Consider the following 22072-nt stretch of genomic DNA (forward strand, 5'->3'; position numbering starts at 1 on the left):
AGCGTCAGCGATTTCAGATCACGGAACCGAGGCCCGCAGCGGGTGGGTGAGCGCCCAGCCCGGGTTCAAGAAGTTGGCGGCGTAGTGACGCACCGGGTGCAGCGGTCCGCTGTGCGGGACGTACGGGCTCGCCGAGGCGACGGCCGGCATCAGCGAACCGGCGATGGACAAGCCGATGGCGCCCAACCCGACACCCGCGGCGATGCGGAGCTTGGAGACCTTCTCCTTCATGGTGATTCCTATCTGCCGTATTTCTCTAGGGCCGGTCGCGCCGACCGGCAACACCAGGTTGCGACGGCCGGCTTGCCGGACGGTCGAGAGATTCTTGGGAAATCCTTGCGTCCCCGGTAGCGCCCTTGAGGCCAGGCGGCCGTCGGCCTAGGTTTGGCGTTTGTGAGCACCGGCCGACCGCGATGACCTCCGAGCTGATGGCGATGGCCCGCGCCGAGCGGGCCGACCTCGCCGAATTCCTGGCCACCCTGGGGCCGCGGGATTGGGAGGCGCCCAGCCTGTGCAGCCGGTGGAGCGTGAAAGACGTTGTCGCCCATGTGATCAGCTATGAAGAGCTGGGGGCTTTCGGGTTGCTGAAACGCTTCGCCAAGGGCTGGGTGGTGCGGGCCAACCAGGTGGGCGTCGACGAGTTCGCGGACCTGACGCCGCAACAGCTGCTGGAGTTCCTGCGCGAGCACCTCGAACCGCGGGGATTGACAGCGGGTTTCGGCGGAATGATCGCACTGGTCGACGGGACGATTCATCACCAGGACATCCGCCGCGCGCTGGGCCGGCCGCGGGTGGTGCCGCCGGACCGGTTGCAGCGGGTGCTGTCGCTGGTGCCCGGCAATCCCAGGCTCGGTGCGGGGCGACGGATCCGGGGCCTGCGACTGCGCGCCACCGACATCGACTGGACGCACGGCGACGGGCCGCAGGTGAGCGGGCCCGGCGAGGCGCTGCTGATGGCGATCTCGGGGCGCCCGGCCGCGCTGGCCGATCTGGACGGGCCTGGGCGCGCCACGCTGGCCGCCCGGCTCGGCCAATAGCGTTCAGGCGGGCCGGATTTCGAAGACGAACTCGGAGTTGCCGATGCGGATGTGGTCGCCGTCGGCCAGGGTGGCGCTGCGCTGCACCCGCCGGCCGCGCACCTGGACGCCGTTGGTCGATTTAATGTCGGTGATCAGGAAATCCGTTCCGGTGTCGATGATGACGGCGTGGTGGCGGCTGACCTCGGTGTCGTCCAGCACGATCTCGTTGTCGTCGAGCCGGCCGATCCGGGTGGTCACCCCGTTGAGCTGATAGTGGCGCCCGGCCTTGTCCCGCAACCGGGCGACGACGGGATTGTCGACCACCGCCGCCGCCGACTCGGACCGCACCGTGCTCTGCTTGTGGGTGCTCAGCATCGCCCGCCTGGCGGCCTTCCCGGGCTGGCCGGGCCCGAGCGGCTCCTGGCGCAGGATGCGCTGCTGCAGCGCCTTGACCGTGGGCCCCGGGTCGATGCCCAGCCCCTCGGCCAGCGCGGTCTTGAGCCGCCGGTAGGCGCCGAGCGCATCGGATTGGCGTTCGGTGACGTAGTAGGCGGTGATCAGTTGCGCCCACAGCGGTTCGCGGTAGGGATGCTGGGCGACCAGCGCCTCGAGCTCCCCGATCACGCCATCGGCGCGCCCGCAGGCGATCTCGGCCTCGGCGCGGGCGGTGTGCGCCGCGACGCGCTCCTCGAGCAGCAGGTTGGCGAACGCGTCGACGAACGCGAAGTTGTGGAGATCGTCGAGCACCGGTCCGCGCCATTCGCGCAGCGCCGCCGCCAGGTGGCCGCTGGCCTCCTCGAAGCGTCCCCGGCTGGCGGCCTGCACCCCCGCGGTCTTGTGCCCGCGGAAGCGTCCCAGGTCGCAGTCCGCGTCGGCGACGTTGAGCTGGTAGCCGGGCGGGACACTGGCCAGCACCCCGTTCGGGTTGGGCAACGCGCTGCGCAGCAGCCGGCGCAGGGTGGACACATAGGACTGGATGCTGGTCCGCGCCGCCGGCACCGGCGCCGCGCCCCACACCCCGTCGATCAACGCGTCGACGGACACCGGCCGGTTGCGGTGGATCAGCAGCATGGCCAGCACCGCCCGCTGTTTGGGCGCACCCAACGGCAGCTGGGCGCCGCCGGCGGTCACCGACAACGGACCCAGGACACCGAACCCCAGACCTGCGTTCGCCACGCCCTGTCAGCCTCCTCAGCAGTCCATTTTGACCGCCCGCACGCGGCGAAGGCTGAATTGGCGGGCGGATGTTCGCTGTGAATCACCCCCGGGTTCGCACCGGCGCGCGGCGGAGATCGCCCCCGCGCAGCCCCGCATCCCGGGCGGACAAAGCCGCGTCGCTTACGATCGAGCCTCGTGCCCCACGACGGTAAACAGCGATCGCAGCGGATCCCCCGGTCGGTGGCCGCCGTCGCGGGCATCGCCGGCCTGCTGCTGTGCCTGGCCGTCCCGCTGCTCCCGGTGCGCCAGACCACGGCCACCGTGCTGTGGCCGCAGGGCACGGTCGACGGACACGTCAGCCAGATCACCGCGCCCCTGGTGTCGGGGGCGCCCCGCGCGCTGGACATCTCCATCCCCTGCCCGGCCGTCGCCACGCTGCCCGCCGACGGCGGCCTGGTGGTCTCCACGCTGCCGCCCGGCGGCATGGACGCCGGCAAGAACGGGCTGTTCGTGCGGGCCAACAAGGACGTGGTCGTCGTCGCCTTCCGGGACACCGTCGCGGCGGTGGCGCAGCGCCCGGCCGTCGCCGCCGGGGCCTGCAGCGTGCTGCACGCCTGGGCCGACGCCGGCGCGGCCGGTGCCGAGTTCGTCGGCATCCCCGGCGCCGCGGGAACCCTGCCCGCCGAGAAGAAGCCCCAGGTCGGCGGGATCTTCACCGACCTCAAGGTGCCCGCCGGGCCGGGGCTTTCGGCCCGCGTCGACATCGACACCCGGTTCATCACCGCGCCGACGGTCCTCAAACAGATCGTGATGGTGCTGGGCACGCTGGCGGTGCTGACCGCCATCGTCGCGCTGGCGGTGCTGGATCGGCGCAGCCGCGGCGGCGGCACCCTGATCAACTGGCGCTCCCCGATCGCGTGGCTGTCCCGGTACCGCCCCGGCACCCATTTGGCCAACTGGCGCCGGGTCGGGCTCGCGACCTGGATCGCCGACGCCGCGGTGCTCGCCACCCTGCTGCTGTGGCACGTCGTCGGGGCGACCTCGTCGGACGACGGCTACAACCTGACCATCGCCCGGGTTGCGCCGAAGGCCGGCTACCTCGTCGACTACTACCGCTACTTCGGCACCACCGACGCGCCCTTCGACTGGTATCTGGGCCTGCTGTCCCGGCTGGCCTCGGTGAGCACGGCCGGCGTGTGGATGCGGCTGCCCGCGACGCTGGCCGGGATCGGCTGCTGGCTGATCATCAGCCACTGGGTGCTGCGCCGGCTGGGCCCGGGCCGGGGCGGGCTGGCGGCCAACCGGGTGGCGGTCTTCACCGCGGGCGCGGTGTTCGTCGCGGCCTGGCTGCCGTTCAACAACGGGCTGCGGCCCGAACCGCTGATCGCGCTGGGCGTGCTGGTCACCTGGATGCTGGTGGAACGGGCCATCGCGCTGCAGCGGCTGGCGCCGGCGGCGGTGGCCGTCGTGGTGGCGTTGCTGACCGCCACCCTGGCGCCGCAGGGCCTGATCGCGGTCGCCGCGCTGCTCACCGGCGCCCGGGCCGTCGCCCAGGCCATCCGGCGGCGCCGGGCCAGCGACGGTCTGCTGGCGCCGCTGGCGGTGCTGGCGGCGGCGCTGTCGCTGATCCTGGTGGTGGTGTTCCGCAGCCAGACCGTGGCCACGGTGCTGGAGTCGGCCCGGATCAAATACAAGGTCGGCCCGACGATCGCCTGGTACCAGGATTGGTTGCGCTACTACTTCCTGACGGTCGAATCCAACCCCGACGGGTCGATGGCGCGGCGCTTCGCCGTGCTGGTGATGCTGCTGTGCCTGTTCGGCATGCTGGTCATCCTGCTGCGCCGCGGCCATGTCCCCGGGGTGGCCAGCGGCCCGGCCTGGCGGCTGATCGGCACCACCGCCGTCGGCCTGCTGCTGTTGACGTTCACGCCGACCAAGTGGGCGGTCCAGTTCGGCGCCTTCGCCGGGCTGGCCGGGGCGCTGGGCGCGCTGACCGCGTTCGCCTGCTCGCGGATCGGCCTGCACAACCGCCGCAATCTCACGCTGTACGTGACGGCGTTGCTGTTCGTGCTGGCCTGGGCCACCTCCGGGATCAACGGCTGGTTCTACGTCGGCAACTACGGGGTGCCGTGGTACGACATCCAGCCGGTCATCGCCAGCCACCCGGTGACGTCGATGTTCCTGACGCTGTCCATCATCACCGGGCTGCTGGCGGCCTGGCAGCACTTCCGGATGGACTACGCGGGCCACACCGAGGTCAAGGACAGCCGGCGCAACCGCGTGCTGGCGTCCACCCCGCTGCTGGTGGTCGCGACCATCATGGTGGTCGGCGAGGTCGCCTCGCTGACCAAGGGCGCGGTGTTCCGCTACCCGCTGTACACCACCGGCAAGGCCAACCTGGCCGCCATCGCGTCGGGGCTGTCGCCGACCAGCTGCGCGATGGCCGACGACGTGCTGGCCGAGCCGGACGCCAACGCCGGCATGCTGCAGCCGCTGCCGGGCCAGACGTTCGGGCCGGACGGGCCGCTCGGCGGGGTCAACCCGGTCGGCTTCAAACCCGACGGCGTGGGCGACGACCTGCAGTCCGACCCCGTGGTGACCAAGCCCGGGCTGGTCAACTCCGACGCCTCCCCCAACAAACCCAACGTCGCCTACAGCGACTCGGCGGGCACCGCCGGCGGCAAGGGGCCGGTGGGCGTCAACGGCTCGCACGCGGCGCTGCCGTTCGGCCTCGACCCGGCCCGCACCCCGGTGATGGGCAGCTACGGCGAGAACTCGCTGGCCGCCACGGCCACCTCGGCCTGGTACCAGCTGCCGCCCCGCACGCCGGACCGCCCGCTGGTGGTGGTGTCGGCGGCCGGCGCGATCTGGTCCTACAAGGAGGACGGCACGTTCACCTACGGCCAGTCGCTGAAACTGCAGTGGGGCGTCGCCCGCCCGGACGGCAGCACGGTGCCGCTGGCCGAGGTGCAGCCGATCGACATCGGCCCGCAGCCGGCGTGGCGCAATCTGCGCTTCCCGCTGGCCTGGGCGCCGCCGGAGGCCAACGTGGCGCGCATCGTCGCCTACGACCCGAACCTGAGTTCCGAGCAGTGGTTCGCGTTCACCCCGCCGCGGGTGCCGGTGACCGAAACCCTGCAGCAGCTGATCGGCTCGCAGACGCCGGTGATGATGGACATCGCGACCGCGGCGAACTTCCCGTGCCAGCGGCCCTTCTCCGAACACCTTGGCGTGGCTGAACTTCCGGCCTACCGCATCCTGCCGGACCGCAAGCAGACCGCGGCGTCGTCGAACCTGTGGCAGTCCAGCGAAGCCGGCGGGCCGTTCCTGTTCCTGCAGGCGCTGCTGCGCACCTCGACCATCCCGACCTATCTGCGCGGCGACTGGTATCGCGACTGGGGATCGGTGGAGCAGTACTTCCGGTTGGTGCCGGCCGATCAGGCGCCGGACGCCGCTATCGAACAGGGTGTGATGACAGTGCACGGCTGGAGCCGGCAGGGACCGATTCGGGCACTCCCATGAGCGTTTCGACCGTCGGCGGCGACGTGCGGGTGACGCGCTGGGTGGCGACCATCGCCGGGCTGATCGGGTTCGTGCTGTCGGTCGCCACCCCGCTGCTGCCCGTCGTGCAGACCACCGCGACGCTGAACTGGCCGCAGGGCGGTCAGTTGAACAGCGTTACCGCACCGCTGATTTCGCTCACCCCGGTGGACCTGACCGCGACGGTCCCCTGCTCGTCGGTGCGCGACCTGCCGCCCGAGGGCGGGGTGATCCTGGCCACCGGGCCCAAGAAGGGCAAGGACGCCGCGCTCAACGCGTTGTTCGTCGTCGCCCACGGCAAGCGCGTCGACGTCACCGACCGCAACGTGGTGATCGCCAGCGCATCCCGGGATCAGGTGGCCGGAGCCGGGTGTTCCCGCATCGAGATCACCTCGACCCGCGCCGGCACCTTCGCCACCTTCGTCGGGCTCACCGACCCGGCGGGCAAACCACTCGGCGGCGGATTCCCCGACCCCAACCTGCGGCCCCAGATCGTCGGCGTGTTCACCGACCTGACCGGGCCCGCCCCGGCCGGCCTGAAGCTGTCGGCAACCATCGACACCCGATTCTCCACCACGCCAACCACTTTGAAACTGGCGGCGATGGTGACGGCGATCCTGGCCACCATCGTCGCGCTGGTCGCGCTGTGGCGGCTCGATCAACTGGACGGGCACCGGATGCGCCGGCTCATTCCGGCGAACTGGCGCACGTTCACCCTGGCCGACGTCGCGGTGATCTTCGGGTTCGTGCTCTGGCACGTGATCGGGGCGAACTCGTCGGACGACGGCTACATCCTGGGCATGGCCCGGGTGGCCGACCGCGCCGGCTACATGTCGAACTACTTCCGCTGGTTCGGCAGCCCCGAGGACCCGTTCGGCTGGTACTACAACCTGCTGGCGCTGATGACGCATGTCAGCGACGCCAGCCTGTGGATGCGGTTGCCGGACCTGTTCGCCGGAATCGTGTGCTGGCTGTTGCTGTCCCGCGAGGTGCTGCCCCGGCTGGGACCGGCGGTGGCCGCCAGCAGACCGGCCAACTGGGCGGCGGGCATGGTGTTGCTGACGGCGTGGATGCCGTTCGACAACGGGCTGCGCCCCGAGCCGATCATCGCGCTGGGATCGCTGGTCACCTATGTGCTGATCGAGCGTTCGATGCGCTACAGCCGGCTCACCCCGGCCGCGCTGGCCGTCATCACGGCCGCCTTCACGCTGGGCGTGCAGCCCACCGGCCTGATCGCGGTGGCCGCGTTGGTCGCCGGTGGTCGTCCGATCCTGCGCATCCTGGTCCGCCGGCACCGGGTGGTGGGCACCTGGCCGCTGGTGGCGCCCATGCTGGCCGCCGGCACGGTGATCCTGACGGTGGTGTTCGCCGACCAGACGCTGGCAACGGTGTTGGAAGCCACCAGGATTCGCACCGCGATCGGACCCAGCCAGGCCTGGTACACCGAGAACCTGCGCTACTACTACCTGATCCTGCCCACCGTCGACGGCTCGCTGTCCCGGCGGTTCGGCTTCCTGATCACCGCGCTGTGCCTGTTCACCGCGGTGTTCATCATGTTGCGGCGCAAGCGAATTCCCGGGGTGGCCCGCGGGCCGGCGTGGCGGCTGATGGGTGTCATCTTCGGCACCATGTTCTTTTTGATGTTCACCCCCACCAAGTGGGTGCACCACTTCGGCCTGTTCGCCGCGGTGGGCGCGGCGATGGCCGCGCTGACCACCGTGCTGGTGTCGCCGGCGGTGCTGCGCTGGTCGCGCAACCGGATGGCGTTCTTGGCCGCGCTGCTGTTCATGATGGCGCTGTGCTTCGCCACCACCAACGGCTGGTGGTATGTGTCCAGCTACGGGGCGCCGTTCAACAGCACCATGCCGAAGATCGGCGGAATCACGGTCAGCACAGTCTTTTTCGCGATGTTCGTCGCGGCCGCGCTGTACGCGACCTGGTTGCACTTCGCCTCCCGGGAGCACGGCGAGGGCCGGCTGGCCCGGGCGCTGACGGCGGCGCCGGTGCCCCTCGCGGCCGGCTTCATGGCGCTGGTGTTCATCGCGTCGATGGTGGCCGGCATCGTCCGCCAGTACCCCACCTACTCGAACGCCTGGGACAACCTGCGCGAGTTCAGCGGCGGCTGCGGACTGGCCGACGACGTGCTCGTCGAACCGGACAGCAACGTCGGCTACATGACGCCGCTCGGCGGCGATTACGGGCCGCTGGGCCCGCTGGGCGGCCAGCACCCGGTGGGCTTCTCCCCGAACGGGGTACCCGAACACACTGTCGCCGAAGCGATTCGGATCACCCCCAACCAGCCCGGCACCGACTACGACTGGGACGCGCCGACCAAGCTGAGCGCGCCGGGCATCAACGGCTCGACCGTGCCGCTGCCGTACGGCCTGGACGCCGCCCGGGTGCCGCTGGCCGGCAGCTACACCACCGGGGCGCAACAGCAGAGCCGGCTGACCTCGGCGTGGTACCGGCTGCCCGCACCCGATGACGGTCACCCGCTGGTGGTGGTGACCGCCGCCGGCAAGATCGCCGGCAACAGCGTGCTGCACCACCACACCGACGGGCAGACCGTGGTGCTCGAGTACGGCCGGCCCGGGCCCGGCGGTGACATCGTGCCCGCCGGCCGGCTGGTGCCCTACGACCTGTACGGCGAGCAGCCCAAGGCCTGGCGCAACCTGCGCTTCGCCCGCTCCGACATGCCCGCGGACACCGTGGCCGTGCGGGTGGTGGCCGAGGACCTGTCGCTGACGCCGGAGGACTGGATCGCGGTGACCCCGCCGCGGGTGCCCGAGATGCGCTCGCTGCAGGAGTACGTCGGCTCGACCCAGCCGGTGCTGATGGACTGGGCGGTGGGGCTGGCCTTCCCGTGCCAGCAGCCGATGCTGCACGTCAACGGGGTCACCGAGATCCCCAAGTTCCGCATCACCCCGGATTACACCGCCAAGAAGATGGACACCGACACCTGGGAGGACGGCACCAACGGGGGCCTGCTGGGGATCACCGACCTGCTGCTGCGGGCGCACGTGATGTCGACGTACCTGTCGCACGACTGGGGCCGGGACTGGGGATCGCTGCGCCGGTTCGAAACCATCGCCGACGCGCATCCCGCGCAACTCGATCTGGGCACCGCGACCCGCACCGGTTGGTGGTCGCCGGGCCCGATACGAATAAAACCATAAATGGTTTAGCCGTAATTATTCACCGGTCGAATAACGCGCCGAATTAACGATCGAGTAATTACCGATAATGGGTTTCGGCAATCCATTTCCGGGTCAATACTAATTCCGCCGTGATCCAGTTCACACCCGGAAAAGGATGGCCCGATGCACACGCTGATTCGCCTGGGAACGCACGCGGCCGCCGTCACGGCGCTGATCCTCCCGGCCGCGGTGTCATCCCCGGCCACCGCGGCCGCCGAGGGGGGCGGCACCACCGTCGTTTTCGACAACTACCTGCGCCGTTGCGATTTCAGCAAGGTGAGCATCGCGCCCAAGGTGCCCAGCCCGATGCTGGGCACCGGCTCGGCCGTCGTCCGCGTCAATGGGTCCACGGCCGTGGCCGAGGTGCATTTGGTGGACGCGCCCGAGCCCGGAATGCATTTCGACGTCGGCCTCATCGAAGAACCGCGGCCGTCGTCGGCCGGCTGCGGGCCCGGCGACCCGGGAACCGCTTTCACCGGTATGGACCTCGACGGCGCGGGCCGCGGCACGGCGACCGTTTCCGACACCGTCCGGCCCGGCACCACCGGGGTGTGGTTGATCATCGAGCGGCCGAATCCGAACTCGCAGAATCCGGCCGAGTTCTACACGTCGGAGTTCGTGGTGCCGGTGGGCGCGTAACGTCTCAACGATGAGCGACTACGCCGTCGAGGCGGTGGATCGGCTGCCCTTTTCCACCGCGGAGAAATCCCAGCGCTACGCGACCGAGAACTACTGCGGGGCCGTGGGTCTCAACTGGTATGACACCGATCCGACGCTGCAGTTCACCATGTCCTACTACCTGCAGCCCGACGAGCTGGCGCTGGCCGAGCGGCATCTGTCGCGCATCGGTGAGCTGATGGGCGGCCCGGTGGCGCGCTGGGCCGAGGAGACCGACCGCAACCCGCCCCGGCTGGAGCGCTACGACCGGTGGGGCCACGACATCAGCCGGGTGGTGATGCCGCCGTCCTTCGTCCAGTCCAAGCGGGCCGTGCTGGAGGCCCAGCGGGCGCTGCGCACCGAAGCGCGGGCGGCGAAGATGAGCTCGTCGCTGCCGCTGTTCGCGTCCAATTACCTGCTCAACCAAGCCGATATCGGGATGGGGTGTGCGTTGGGCACCGGCGGCGGCATGGTGCAGTCGCTGGTGGCCGCCTACGCGCCCGCCGATGTGCGCGAGCACGTGCTGGCCAAGTTCGCCTCCGGGGAGTGGGCCGGTGAGACCGCGCAACTGCTCACCGAGCGCACCGGCGGCTCCGACCTGGGCGCGCTGGAGACCACCGCGACGCGCCACGGCGACAGCTGGCTGCTCAACGGCTTCAAGTGGTTCGCCTCCAACTGCGCCGGGGAGGCGTTCGTCGTACTGGCCAAACCCGAAGGGGCGCAGGACAATTCGCGTGGTGTGGCCAACTTCCTGGTGCTGCGCACCCGCCGCGACGGTTCCCGCAACGGGGTGCGGGTGCGCCGGCTGAAGGACAAGCTCGGCACCCGCTCGGTGGCCTCCGGCGAGGTCGAGTTCGTCGACGCCGAGGCGTTCCTGCTGTCCGGCGAGCCCACCGACGGCGCCGCGTCGGACGGCAAGGGGCTGGGCCGGATGATGGAGCTGACCAACGCCGCGCGGCTGGGCATCGCGTTGTTCGGGCTCGGCAACGCGCGCCGCGCCCTGGTCGAGTCGCTGTGTTACGCGCGGCAGCGCCGGGCGTTCGGCGGCGTGCTGATCGACAAGCCGCTGATGCGGCGCAAGCTCGCCGAGCTGATCGTCGACGTCGAGGCGGCGCAGGCGATGGTGTTCGACGGCACCGGCGCCACCAACCATCGCCAGCCGCGCGGCATGCGCCAGCGCATCGCGGTGCCGGTCACCAAGCTCCGGGTGTGCCGGCTGGGCATCACCGCGGCCTCGGATGCGATCGAGATCCACGGCGGCAACGGCTACATCGAAAACTGGCCGGTGGCAAGGCTTTTGCGGGACGCCCAGGTCAACACCATCTGGGAGGGCCCGGACAACATCCTGTGCCTGGATGTGCGGCGCGGCATCGAGCAGACCCGGGCGCACGAGACGCTGCTGGCCCGGCTGCGCGATGCGGTGTCGGTGGCCGACGACGACGAAGCCACCCGCCTGGTGGCCGGCCGGATCGAGGACCTGGACGCGGCGATCACCGCCTGGGGCAAGCTCGACAAGCCGCTGGCCGAGGCGCGGCTGTTCGCGCTGGCCCAATTCATGGGCGACGTCTACGGCGGCGCGTTGCTGGTCGAGCAGGCCGCCTGGGAGCGGGCCACCCGCGGCGGTGACCGCAAGGCGCTGGTCGCGCGGCTCTACGCGCAGCGCTATCTCGCCGACCGGGGCGCGCTGCGCGGCATCGACGCCGACTCCGACGAGGCGTTGCAGCGCTTCGACGAACTGGTTGACGGCGCGTTCCGTCCCTAGGCACCCGATGACTGCTCCGCGGTTGTACCGGCCGAGCCCGCCGCTCGCCGAGCACATCGAGTATTTCGGTTACTGGCGCGGCGACGAGGCCTTGGGGGTACACACCAGCCGGGCGCTGCCGCGCGGCGCGGTCACCGCGATCATCGACGTCGGCGGCCGTACGGACCTCGGCTTCTACGCCTCGGATGCCCGCACGCCGCTGACGGTCCCGCCCACCTTCGCCGCCGGGGCCGGCGCGACGGCCTACGTCGTGCGGGTCGCCCCCGCCCACACCGTGATGACCATCCACTTCCGGCCCGCCGGGGCGCTGGCATTCCTGGGTTGCCCACTGAGCGATCTGGAGGATGCGCTGGTTGGCCTCGAAGACCTCTGGGGTCGGGACGCGGCGCTGCTGCACGAGCAACTCATCGACGCCGGCTCGCCACCGCGCCGCGTGGCGCTGCTGCAGGCGTTTCTGGTCCGCCGGATGCGCCGCGACGCCGTGTGGCCGCCTGCGCGCCTGGCGCCGGTGTTGCGCGGCGCGGATCTCGACCCGTCCATGCGCGTCTCGAAAGCCCAAGAGCTGAGCGGTCTTTCGCGTAAGCGGTTCGCCGCGCTGTTCCGCTGCGAGGTCGGCCTGTCACCGAAGGCCTATCTTCGGGTGCGCCGGCTGCAGGCCGCGCTGCGCGCGCTCGACACCCCGGCGCGGGGCGCGATGATCGCGGCCGATCTCGGCTATTTCGATCAGGCCCACTTCGTGCGCGAGTTCCGCGCCTTCACCGGTGTCACCCCCACCCAGTACGCGCGGCGGCGCTCGTCGATGCCCGGTCACGTCGAACTCGCCCGGTGAGTGCACGCGGCCAAAATATCCAAGCCGCGGCCGGCGCCCGGCGCCGATGATGGGGTGATGGACGCAAACCTCGCCGCGGTCGCCGACACCGCGCTGCTGGTGGCCGCCATCCGCGCCCACGAAACCACCCGCGACGACCGGCTTTTCGCCGATCCGTTCGCGGCACGGCTGGCCGGCGATCGAGGGCGCGAGCTGCTCGCCGGGGCGCTGGCCGCGACCGGCGAGAGCGCCACCGCACAGATCGTCGTGCGCACCCGGTTCTGGGATGACGCCCTGCTGGGGGCGGCGCAGCGAATCAGCCAGGTCGTCATCCTGGCCGCCGGCATGGATGCCCGCGCCTACCGGCTGGCGTGGCCCGACGGCACGGTCGTCTACGAACTGGACCAGCCGCAGGTGCTGGCGGCCAAGGACGGCGTGCTGGCCGGCGAACGGCCCGCGTGTCGACGTGTTGCGGTGGGGGTCGATCTGGCCCAGGACTGGCCGGCCGCCCTGCGCCGCGCCGGACTCGATCCGTCCGCGCCGGCGGTGTGGCTGATCGAGGGGCTGCTGCAGTACCTCGACGAGGCCGCGGTCACCGCGTTGTTCGACCGCGTCGACGCGCTCTCGGCGCGCGGCTCGGTCCTGCTCTACGACGTCGTCGGCAAGGCGCTGCTGGGGTCGGAGTTCATGGCGCCGGTGCTGGAGTCGATGGCCCGCAGCGGCGCCCCGTGGCGCTTCGGCACCGACGACCCGGGCGGGTTGTGCGAGCGCCTCGGCTGGTCGGCGACGGTGACCGATGTCGCGGAACCGGGCAACCGGTACCAGCGCTGGTATGCGCCCGCGGTCCCGATGGACGTCGCGGGGGCGCCGCGCGGTTATTTCGTGCAGGCGACCAAGCAGGCCGTGGGCGACTAGACCGGGATCAGCCCGTGCTTGCGGGCGACGCGGAACCACAACTGCTTGTCCCGCAACAACTTCAGCGACTTGCGCAGCAGCAGCCGCGTCTCGTGCGGGTCGATGACCGCGTCGATGAAGCCGCGTTCGGCCGCCGTCCACGGGATCGCCATGTTGAGGTTGTAGCCCTCGATGAAGTCCTTCTTGATCTGCTGCGCCTCGGGCGTGGTCGGGTCGGGGAACCGCTTCATCAGCAGCTGCGCCGCCCCCTCGGCGCCGATCACCGCGATGCGCGCGGTCGGCCAGGCGAAGTTGAAGTCGGCGGTCAGCTGCCGCGAGCCCATCACGGCGTAGGCGCCGCCGTAGGACTTGCGGACGGTGATCGTCACCTTCGGCACGTCGGCCTCCACCACCGAGTAGAGGAACCGGCCGCCGCGCTTGATGATGCCCCGCTTCTCCTCCTCGGCCCCGGGCAGAAAGCCGGGCGTGTCCACCACGAAGACCAGCGGGATGTTGAACGCGTCGCAGAACCGGATGAACCGCGCGGCCTTGTCCGAGGCCTCGTTGTCGATCGACCCGGACAGGTGCATGGGCTGGTTGGCGATCACGCCCACGGGGTGGCCGTCGACGCGGGCGTAGCCGGTGATGATGGCCGGGCCGTGCTGGGCGGCCACCTCGAGGAAGTCGCCGTCGTCGAAGATCCGCAGCAGGATCTCGTGCATGTCGTAGGACATGTTGTCCGAGTCCGGGACGATCGAGTCGAGCTCGAGGTCGGTCGGCGTGATCTCGGGCTCCAGCCCGGGGTTGACGATCGGCGGCTGGTCGAAGCAGTTGGACGGCAGGAAGGACAGGTACTCCCGTACGTACTGGAACGCCTCGGCCTCGGTGTTGACCACGTGGTGGATGTTGCCGTAGCGGGCCTGCGCGTCGGAGCCGCCGAGCTCGTCGAGGGTGACCTCCTCGCCGGTGACCTCCCGGATCACGTCCGGGCCGGTGACGAAGAAGTAGCCCTGATCGCGCACCGAGACCAGCAGGTCGTCCTGGATCGGCGAATACACCGCTCCCCCAGCGCATTTGCCGAAGATCAGCGAGATCTGCGGCACCAGCCCGCTCAATGCCTCGTGCCGGCGGCCCAGCTCGGCGTACCAGGCCAGCGAGGTGACCGCGTCCTGGATGCGGGCGCCGCCGGAGTCCTGGATGCCGATGATCGGGCAGCCGACCATGGCGCACCACTCCATCAGCCGGGCCACCTTGCGGCCGAACATCTCGCCGACCGTGCCCTGGAACACCGTCTGGTCGTGGGAGAATACCCCGACCGGCCGGCCGTCGATCATGGCGTGGCCGGTGACGCAGCCGTCGCCGTAGAGGGCGTTGGGGTCGTTGGGTGTCTTGGCCAGCGCCCCTGTCTCCAGGAAGGTGCCCGGATCGACCAGCGCGTGGATGCGGGCCCGGGCGCTGGGGATGCCCTTCTTGTCCCGCTTGGCGGCGGCCTTCTCGCCTCCGGGCTCCTTGGCCAACTCCAGCCGGCGGTACAGCTCGGCCAGCTTCTCGGCGGTGGTGTGCTGGATGGGGGCCGGCGCCATCTCCGTCACTACTTGCCTACCTCACTTGTCTGACTGGTTTGCGCCTCCACCTTATTCAGCACGTCGGTGAGGTGGGCGCCGACCTTGCCGATGATCGGTTCGTCGATGACCTGGATGTGCTCGCCGCCGATCGGAACCACTTCCAGGTCGGCCACGTACTCGCCCCAGCCGCCGTCGGGCTGGCGGATGGCGTAGCGCGGCTCGAACTCGATGACGTCGTCGTGGTAGCGGTCGGCCATGTACAGCGTCACGTGCCCGTCGTACGGCTCGATCTGGACGGTCTCGAGCGCCCGGTTGTCCAGGTAGGACGTCCGCTGGTGCTCGACGATGCCGCCCGGGATCTGCACCCCGCTCTGCTGGACGATGTCCAGCACGAACTTGACCTGCCCTTCGTCGTCGAGCTCCTCGAGCTGCTCGTAGGGGATCGCCGGGATCTCGACGTTGAAGGTGCGCTCGGCGAACCGCGCGTAGCGGTCCCAGCGCTTGCGGGTCTCCTCCTTGGTCTGCGGGATCTCCTCGCCGGCGCGGACGGTGTCGATCAGCCCGACGAAACGGACGTCGGCGCCGGCCCGCTTCAGCCCGATCGCGCAGGCGTAGGCCAGCGCGCCGCCGAGCGACCAGCCCACGAGGACGAACGGGTTGTCCCCGTTGAGCTCCAGCAGCTTGGGCACGTACTGGGCGGCCCGCTCCTGCACGGACCCCTCCACGCGCTCGAAGCCGTACATCGGGGTGTCCGGCGGCAACCGCTTGAGCAGCGGCTCGTACACCACGGTGGAACCGCCGGCCGGGTGGAACACGAACACCGGGATCTTGGTGCTGCCCTCCGGCCGGGCCCGCAGGGTGCGCACGAACCCGTCGATCTGGCCGGCCTCCAGGTAGGTGCGCACCCGCTCGGCGAGCGCCTCGATGGTCTCGGCGGCCTGCACGTCCTCGACGGTGATCGGCCCGTCGGCCCGCTCCGACAGCCGCTGCGCCATCTTGGCGGCGGTGTCGGCGTCCAGCTTGGGCAGCGGGTTGAAGATGCCGCCCGCCGACTTGCCGGTGACGATCGCCCAGGTGGCGAAGGTGACCCGCTCGGCGGCGTCGCGCGGGGGCACGTCGGAGTTCAGCGCCTTGGTCACCGCTTCGGAGCTGAGCGCCTCGGCCAGGCTCGGCTTGGGCTGCCCGCCGTTGGCGGAGGGACCCGACGGGTCCGTCGGCGGCGGCGGAATCGGGGTGTCCGACGGCGGCGGCGGGGCCGGCTGGGTCTCGGGCTCGGCCTGCGGGTCGGGGGCGGGCGCGGCCACCGAGGCCGGCGTCGCCCCGCTGAGCAGCTGGGCCTGTTCCTTGGCGATCTCCTCGGGCGTCAGCGTCTTCTGATGCTCGTGCAGCGCCTCGACCTCGTCGCGGTGCTCGATCGCGTACGTGATCAGCTGCTCGATGTTGTAGAGGTTGGCATCACGCACCGCGGTCAGCTGGATCGGCGGCAGGTCGAAGTCGTATTCGACCCGGTTCTTGATCCGCACCGCCATCAGCGAGTCCAGGCCCAGCTCGATCAGCGGCACCTCCCACGGCAGGTCCTCGGGCTCGTAACCCATTGCCGCCGAGACGATCAGGCCCAGCCGCTCGGCGACGGTCTCGCCCGAATCCGGTGACCACTTGCCCGTACCGGCGGGCAGGTAGCGGGCGGTCAGGCTGTCCGACAGCGTCTCGGCGTTGGTGTCCTCCTCGACGGGGGTCTGCGCCGGCTGCTCGGGCGCCGCGACGGTCGGGGCGGCGGCGATGGCCGCGCCGGCGCCGACCGCGGTCGGCAGCGCCGCCACGTTCTGGCCGGCCCGCGACACCAGCGCGTCGTAGACCAGGGTGAAGGACTCGTCGATGCGGGCATGCACCTGGACCGACGCCCCACCCGGATGACGGGTCATGGTCGTCACCAGCCGGGCTCCCGGGCCGGGCACCGCCCGCTGCTCGGAGGCCACCAGCTGCGCGTCCGGAAGCACTTGTGTGGCAGCCGATCTCACCAACGCCGCCAGGTCCGTCTCGCCGTTGCGCGGCGCGTATTCCCACACGTGCCGGCCGTCCGGCAGCGCAACGTGGGTGCCCGGCATGATCACCGAACCGTCGCCGGAGAAGTGCACGTCGAGCCAGTGCTCTTTGCGCTTGAACCGGGTCGGCGGGATGTTCGCGTAATCCTGCGGACCCTTCGCCCGGGTGAACAACGTGCGAATGTCCAGGTCGTGGCCGTAGACGTAGAGCTGGGCCATGGCCGAGATCATCGACTCGACGTCGTCCTGTTTTTTGGCGAGCGTCGGAATCAGTTGGGCGTCATGCAATCCCGCGGCGGCGGTGGTCAGGCCGATCTGCATCAGCGCCACCGGGTTGGGGGCGAGCTCCAGGAACGTGGTGTGGCCGCTGTCGACGGCGTTGCGGATACCGTGGGTGAAGTAGACGGAATGCCGCATCCCCTTGACCCAGTAGGCGACGTCGTGGACCGGCTCGCTGCCGGGCTTGATGTAGGTGCCCTCGTGCACCGTCGAGAAGATCCCGACGGTCGGGCTCATCGGCTTGATGCCCTGCAATTCCGCGGAGAACTCGCCGAGCAGCGGGTCCATCTGCGACGTGTGGCCCGCGCCCTTGGTCTGTAGCTTGCGCGCGAAACGTCCCTCGGCCTCGGCGCGGGCGACGATCGCGTCGATCTGCTCCGGCGGCCCGCCGATGACGGTCTGGCTGGGCGCGGCGTAGACGCACACCTCCAGGCCGGGGAAGTCGGCGAACACCGTCTTGAGTTCGTCGGCGGAGTACTCGACAAGGGCCATGAAGCGGATGTACTCGCCGAACAGCATCGCCTCGCCCTCGCCCATCAGGTGCGAGCGTGAGCAGATCACCCGGGTGGCGTCGGCCAGCGAGAGCCCGCCGGAGAAATACGCCGACGCCGGCTCGCCGAGCGATTGGCCAACCACCGCAGCGGGTTTGGCGCCGTGGTGGCGGAGCAGCTCACCCAGCGCGATCTGGATCGCGAAGATGACGACGTTGGAGGTCTCGATGCCGTACTCGTGCGAGTCGTCGAGGATCAGTTCGAGCACCGAGTAACCGCGCTCGTCCTGGATCAGCGCGTCGACCTTCTCGATCCACTCGGCGAAGACCTCGTTGCGCAGGTACAGGTTCTTGCCCATCTTGCGGTGCTGCGCACCGAAACCGGCCATCGCCCACACCGGGCCGTTGGTGACCGGGCCGTCGGTGCTGAACACGTTCGGCCGCTGCTTGCCCTCGGCGACCGCCCGCAGACCCTTGATGGCCTCCTCGTGGTCGTGGGCCAGCACCACCGCGCGGGAGCGGCCGTGGTTGCGCCGGGACAGGGCGCGGCCGATCGATTCCAGCGACGACGCTTGCCCCTCCGGGCTTTCCATCCAGTCCGCCAGCTCGGCGGCGGCCGCCTTTTTGCGTGACGTCAGAAACGCCGACACGGCCAGCGGGATCAGCGGCTTGGTGGGCTCGGACTCCTGTTGCGCCGCAAGCTCTTCCAGCGCGATCGCCTTGAGGCGCAGCGCCTCCTCGGTCAACCCGGGAAGCTCGTGCTCTTCCTCCTCGGGTGCTTCGGGGTCGGGGATGACGTTGCCGAAGTCGTCGAACCGCAGCGCGTGGGCCTGCGGCTCAGGCGATTCGGTGGGCTCGGCGGCGGCCTGCGGGGCGGGCGTTGGTTCCGGCTCGCGCTCGATGACGTCGCGGGGCAGCACCTCGCGCACCACCAGGTGCGCGTTGGCGCCACCGAACCCGAAACTGGACACCCCGGCCAGCGCGTAGCCGCCGTAGCGCGGCCAATCCGTCGGGCTGTCAATGACTTTCAGGCGCATGCCGTCGAAGTCGATGTAGGGGCTGGGCCCGGCGAAGTTGATCGACGGCGGCAGCTTGTCGTGCTGCAACGCCAGCACCACCTTGGCCAGGCTGGCCGCGCCGGCCGCCGACTCCAGGTGTCCCACATTGGTTTTCACCGCTCCGAGCAGCGCCGGACGGTCGGCGGGCCGGCCGCGGCCGACCACCCGGCCCAGCGCCTCGGCCTCGATCGGGTCACCCAGCACCGTGCCGGTGCCGTGCGCCTCGATGTAGTCGACGGTGCGCGGATCGATGCCGGCATCCTTGTAGGCCCGGCGCAGCACCTCGGCCTGGGCGTCCTGGTTGGGGGCGATCAGGCCGTTGGACCGGCCGTCGTGGTTGACCGCGCTGCCGGCGATCACGGCCAGGATCTGGTCGCCGTCCCGGCGGGCGTCGTCGACCCGCTTGAGCACGAACATGCCCCCACCCTCGGAGCGGGTGTAGCCGTCGGCGTCGGCGGAGAACGACTTGATCCGGCCGTCGGGTGCCAGCACCTGGCCGATCTCGTCGAAACCGAGCGTCACCAGCGGGGTGAGCAGCGCGTTGACCCCACCGGCGATCGCCACGTCGCACTCGCCGTTGCGCAGCGCCTGCACGGCCTGATGCGTCGCCACCAGCGAGCTGGAGCAGGCGGTGTCCACCGCCACCGAAGGGCCGCGGAAGTCGTAGAAGTAGGACACCCGGTTGGCGATGATCGAGGTGGCGGTGCCGGTGATCGCGTAGGGGTGGGCGACCGTGGGGTCGGACACGGCCAGGAACTGGTAGTCGTTGTTGGAGAAGCCGACGTACACGCCGACCGCCTCGCCGCGCAGGCTGGACGCCGGGATGCGGGCGTGCTCGAGCGCCTCCCAGGTGAGCTCCAGCGCCATCCGCTGCTGCGGGTCGATGTTGTCGGCCTCGGTCTTGGCGACCGCGAAGAACTCCGAGTCGAAGCCCTTGATGTCCTTCAGGTAGCCGCCGCGGGTGCGGGCGCCTGCCACCCGCGCCGCGATGCGCGGCTCCTCGAGGAATTCCGACCAGCGGCCCTCGGGCAGGTCGGTGATGGCGTCGCGGCCCTCCATCAGCGCTTGCCAGGTCTCGTCGGGGCTGTTCATGTCGCCGGGCAGCCGGGTGGACAGCCCCACGATCGCGATGTCGACCCGCTCGGCCGGCCCGCTGCGCGACCAGTCCATGTCGTCGCCGGCGTCGACGGCCTCCGGCTCGCCCTCGATGATGCGGGTGGCCAGCGACTCGATGGTCGGATGCTGGAAGGCCACCGCCACCGACAGGGTGACGCCAGTCATGTCCTCGATGTCGGCGGCCATCGCCACCGCGTCCCGCGACGACAGACCCAGCTCGACCATCGGCACCGACTCGTCGATCTCGTCGGGTGACTTCCCGACGGCCCGGCCCACCCAGTTGCGCAGCCACTCGCGCATCTCGGGCACGGTTGTCGGGCGCCGCTCCTCAGCATCGCTTCGCTCTGCATCGTCGCCGGCGCGCATATCGCTCTTCTTGGCGGGCGTGTTCTCCTGAGGTTCGTCTATGTCAGCCATGGTCCTGATGCTCAGTCGGTTGAGTTGGCGAAGGCCGTCGGGGAGCCGACACCGCTTCGCAGGCTGCCGTCGAGGTAGGCGGCGCGGCAGGCGCGGTGCCCGATCTTGCCGCTGGAGGTCCGCGGAATCGTCCCCGCCTGCACCAACAGCAGATCGCGGACCGTGACGCCGTGGCGCACCGCGATGGCGGCCCGGATGTCGTCAGCGATCGGCTGGTAGTCCAGCTTGTGGGTGCCGGGCGCGCGCTCGGCGACGATCACCAACTGCTCGGAGGTGTCGTCCGGGTCGTACTTCAGCCCGGTGTGCGGGTTGTCGAACACCTCTTTGGGCAGCTGGTTGGCCGGCACCGAGAAGGCGGCCACGTACCCGGTGCGCAGCGCCTTGCTGGCCTCCTGCGCCGAGTACTCCAGGTCCTGCGGGTAGTGGTTGCGGCCGTCGATGATGACCAGGTCCTTGATCCGGCCGGCGATGTAGAGGTGGCCCTTGTAATAGGTGCCGTAGTCGCCTGTCTTGACCCACATCGCGTCGTCCGGGGCGCCCTCGGCGTGCGACTGGCTGATCCGCGACTTGAGGATGTTGCGGAAGACCTCGTTGGTCTCCTCTTCCTTGCCCCAGTAGCCGATGCCCATGTTGTTGCCGTGCAACCAGATCTCGCCGATGTGCCCATCCGGCAGCTCGCTGGCGGTCTCCGGGTCGACGATGACCGCCCACTCGTCGACGCCGATGACGCCGGCGGACACCTGGGCCACCGCGTTGGGGGCGTCGGCGGGCACCTCGACGAAGCGCTGCTTGTTCAGCTCGGCGCGGTCGACGTGGATGACGGTGGGCGCCTGGTCCATCGGGGTGGTGGAGACGAACAGCGTCGCCTCGGCTAGGCCGTAGGACGGCTTGATCGCGGTCTCGCGCAGGCCGTACGGCTTGAAGGCCTCGTAGAACTTGCGCATCGAGGACGGGGACACCGGCTCGCTGCCGTTCAGGATTCCCTTGACATTGCTCAGGTCCAGCGGCGGCTCGCCCTCCTTGGGCACCCCGCGCACGGCGGCGTGCTCGAACGCGAAGTTGGGCGCGACGGTGAACACCTCGCAGTCGGGGGCGTCGTCGGGCTTGCGGGCCATCTCCCGGATCCACCGGCCGGGACGGCGCACGAACGCGGCGGGGGTCATGAAGGTGAAGTTGTGGCCGAGCACCGGCGACAGCATCGCGGTGATCAACCCCATGTCGTGGAAGAACGGCAGCCAGGACAGGCCGCGGTCGCCCTCCTTGCCCTCCAGCCCGTTGAGCACCTGCAGCACGTTGGTGGGCAGGTTCAGGTGGGTGATCTCCACGCCGGTCGGGGTGCGGGTGGAGCCGGAGGTGTACTGCAGGTAGGCGATGGTGTTCTCGTCGGCCTCCGGCGGCACCCAGGTGGAATTGACCTCGTTGGGAACCGCGTCGACGGCGATGACGCGCGGGCGCTCCTTCGCCGAGCGGGCGCGGATGAACTTGCGGACGCCCTCGGCCGCCTCGGTGGTGGTCAGGATGGTCGACGGGGTGCAGTCGTCGAGCACGGCGTGCAGCCGGCCGACGTGACCGGGCTCGCTGGGGTCGAACAGCGGCACCGCGATCCGGCCGGCGTACAGGGCGCCGAACAGCGCGATCAGGTAGTCCAGGTTCTGCGGGCACAGCACCGCGATGCGGTCGCCGGGCTCGGTCACCTGCTGCAGCCGGGCGCCCACCGCGCGGTTGCGGGCGCTGAACTCCGACCAGGAGATGTCGCAGGCGACGCCGTCGCGCTCGGTGGAAAAGTCCAGGAATCGGTAGGCGAGCTTGTCGCCACGAACCCTCGCCCATTTCTCAACGTGCTTGACCAAGTTCGTGTTCTCGGGGAACTTGATCTTTCCATTCACGATGAACGGGTTGTGGTACGCCATTCCGCTCTCCTGTCACACCTGTGTTCGGTCGGCCAGGCCGACGTTGTTGTCCGGTCGGCGCGCGCCGACGGCTACATGTCTACGCAATGTCCACGCACGGTTCACGCACGGGCAGCCCCCGCAGCCCCAGCCGGCATCGACCCCGACCGGGCCCGCGACA

General features: G+C 70.3%; 12 protein-coding genes. 7 read left to right on the forward strand and 5 right to left on the reverse strand.

What is annotated here, in order from left to right; genetic code table 11:
* Positions 1-18: 18 nt before the first annotated feature.
* Entirely contained in the window at positions 19-231 is a 213-nt protein-coding gene (locus H7I87_RS17675) for a hypothetical protein (protein WP_003872589.1), read from the reverse strand.
* A gap of 182 nt (positions 232-413) precedes the next feature.
* Here H7I87_RS17675 and H7I87_RS17680 point away from each other — a divergent pair, with 182 nt between their 5' ends.
* Positions 414-1037, forward strand: coding sequence for a maleylpyruvate isomerase family mycothiol-dependent enzyme (locus H7I87_RS17680; protein ID WP_033726479.1), 624 nt, complete (start codon positions 414-416; stop codon positions 1035-1037).
* A 3-nt stretch (positions 1038-1040) separates the two neighbouring features.
* Here H7I87_RS17680 and H7I87_RS17685 read toward each other — a convergent pair whose 3' ends face one another.
* On the reverse strand, positions 1041-2195 hold the full coding sequence (locus H7I87_RS17685) for a BTAD domain-containing putative transcriptional regulator (RefSeq protein ID WP_033720162.1): 1155 nt from the start codon (positions 2193-2195) through the stop codon (positions 1041-1043).
* 177 nt (positions 2196-2372) lie between these two features.
* Here H7I87_RS17685 and H7I87_RS17690 point away from each other — a divergent pair, with 177 nt between their 5' ends.
* The 6 genes from H7I87_RS17690 (at position 2373) to H7I87_RS17715 (ending at position 13056) form a co-directional block, all read left to right on the forward strand.
* Entirely contained in the window at positions 2373-5699 is a 3327-nt protein-coding gene (locus tag H7I87_RS17690) for an arabinosyltransferase domain-containing protein (RefSeq protein WP_023862040.1), read from the forward strand.
* On the forward strand, positions 5696-8893 hold the full coding sequence (gene embB, locus H7I87_RS17695) for an arabinosyltransferase EmbB (protein WP_033726478.1): 3198 nt from the start codon (positions 5696-5698) through the stop codon (positions 8891-8893). Before H7I87_RS17690 ends, embB begins: the two co-directional genes overlap by 4 nt.
* A gap of 144 nt (positions 8894-9037) precedes the next feature.
* Entirely contained in the window at positions 9038-9553 is a 516-nt protein-coding gene (locus tag H7I87_RS17700) for a hypothetical protein (RefSeq protein WP_019732576.1), read from the forward strand.
* A 10-nt stretch (positions 9554-9563) separates the two neighbouring features.
* Positions 9564-11333 carry an acyl-CoA dehydrogenase family protein gene (locus H7I87_RS17705; protein WP_033726477.1) on the forward strand — a complete coding sequence of 590 codons (1770 nt, stop codon included), beginning with the start codon at positions 9564-9566 and terminating at the stop codon, positions 11331-11333.
* A 7-nt stretch (positions 11334-11340) separates the two neighbouring features.
* Positions 11341-12162 (forward strand): helix-turn-helix domain-containing protein, encoded by an 822-nt coding sequence (locus H7I87_RS17710; protein WP_033720159.1) that lies wholly within the window; start codon positions 11341-11343, stop codon positions 12160-12162.
* The gene (locus tag H7I87_RS17715) at positions 12163-13056 is read left to right on the forward strand and encodes a class I SAM-dependent methyltransferase (RefSeq protein ID WP_033726476.1); all 894 of its coding nucleotides are present in this window, start codon (positions 12163-12165) and stop codon (positions 13054-13056) included.
* Here the strand turns inward: H7I87_RS17715 and H7I87_RS17720 are convergent.
* From H7I87_RS17720 to fadD32, 3 genes are read right to left on the reverse strand one after another with little or no spacing between them, the layout of a single operon-like run.
* Positions 13053-14618: an acyl-CoA carboxylase subunit beta gene (locus tag H7I87_RS17720; protein WP_031344660.1), complete on the reverse strand. Its 1566-nt coding sequence runs from the start codon at positions 14616-14618 to the stop codon at positions 13053-13055. The genes H7I87_RS17715 and H7I87_RS17720 overlap by 4 nt on opposite strands.
* A gap of 8 nt (positions 14619-14626) precedes the next feature.
* Entirely contained in the window at positions 14627-20002 is a 5376-nt protein-coding gene (gene pks13 / locus H7I87_RS17725) for a polyketide synthase Pks13 (protein WP_033726475.1), read from the reverse strand.
* 11 nt (positions 20003-20013) lie between these two features.
* Positions 20014-21912: a long-chain-fatty-acid--AMP ligase FadD32 gene (gene fadD32, locus H7I87_RS17730; RefSeq protein ID WP_009974458.1), complete on the reverse strand. Its 1899-nt coding sequence runs from the start codon at positions 21910-21912 to the stop codon at positions 20014-20016.
* Positions 21913-22072: the final 160 nt, after the last annotated feature.

The organism is Mycobacterium timonense (assembly GCF_025821985.1).
Lineage (GTDB): Bacteria > Actinomycetota > Actinomycetes > Mycobacteriales > Mycobacteriaceae > Mycobacterium > Mycobacterium avium.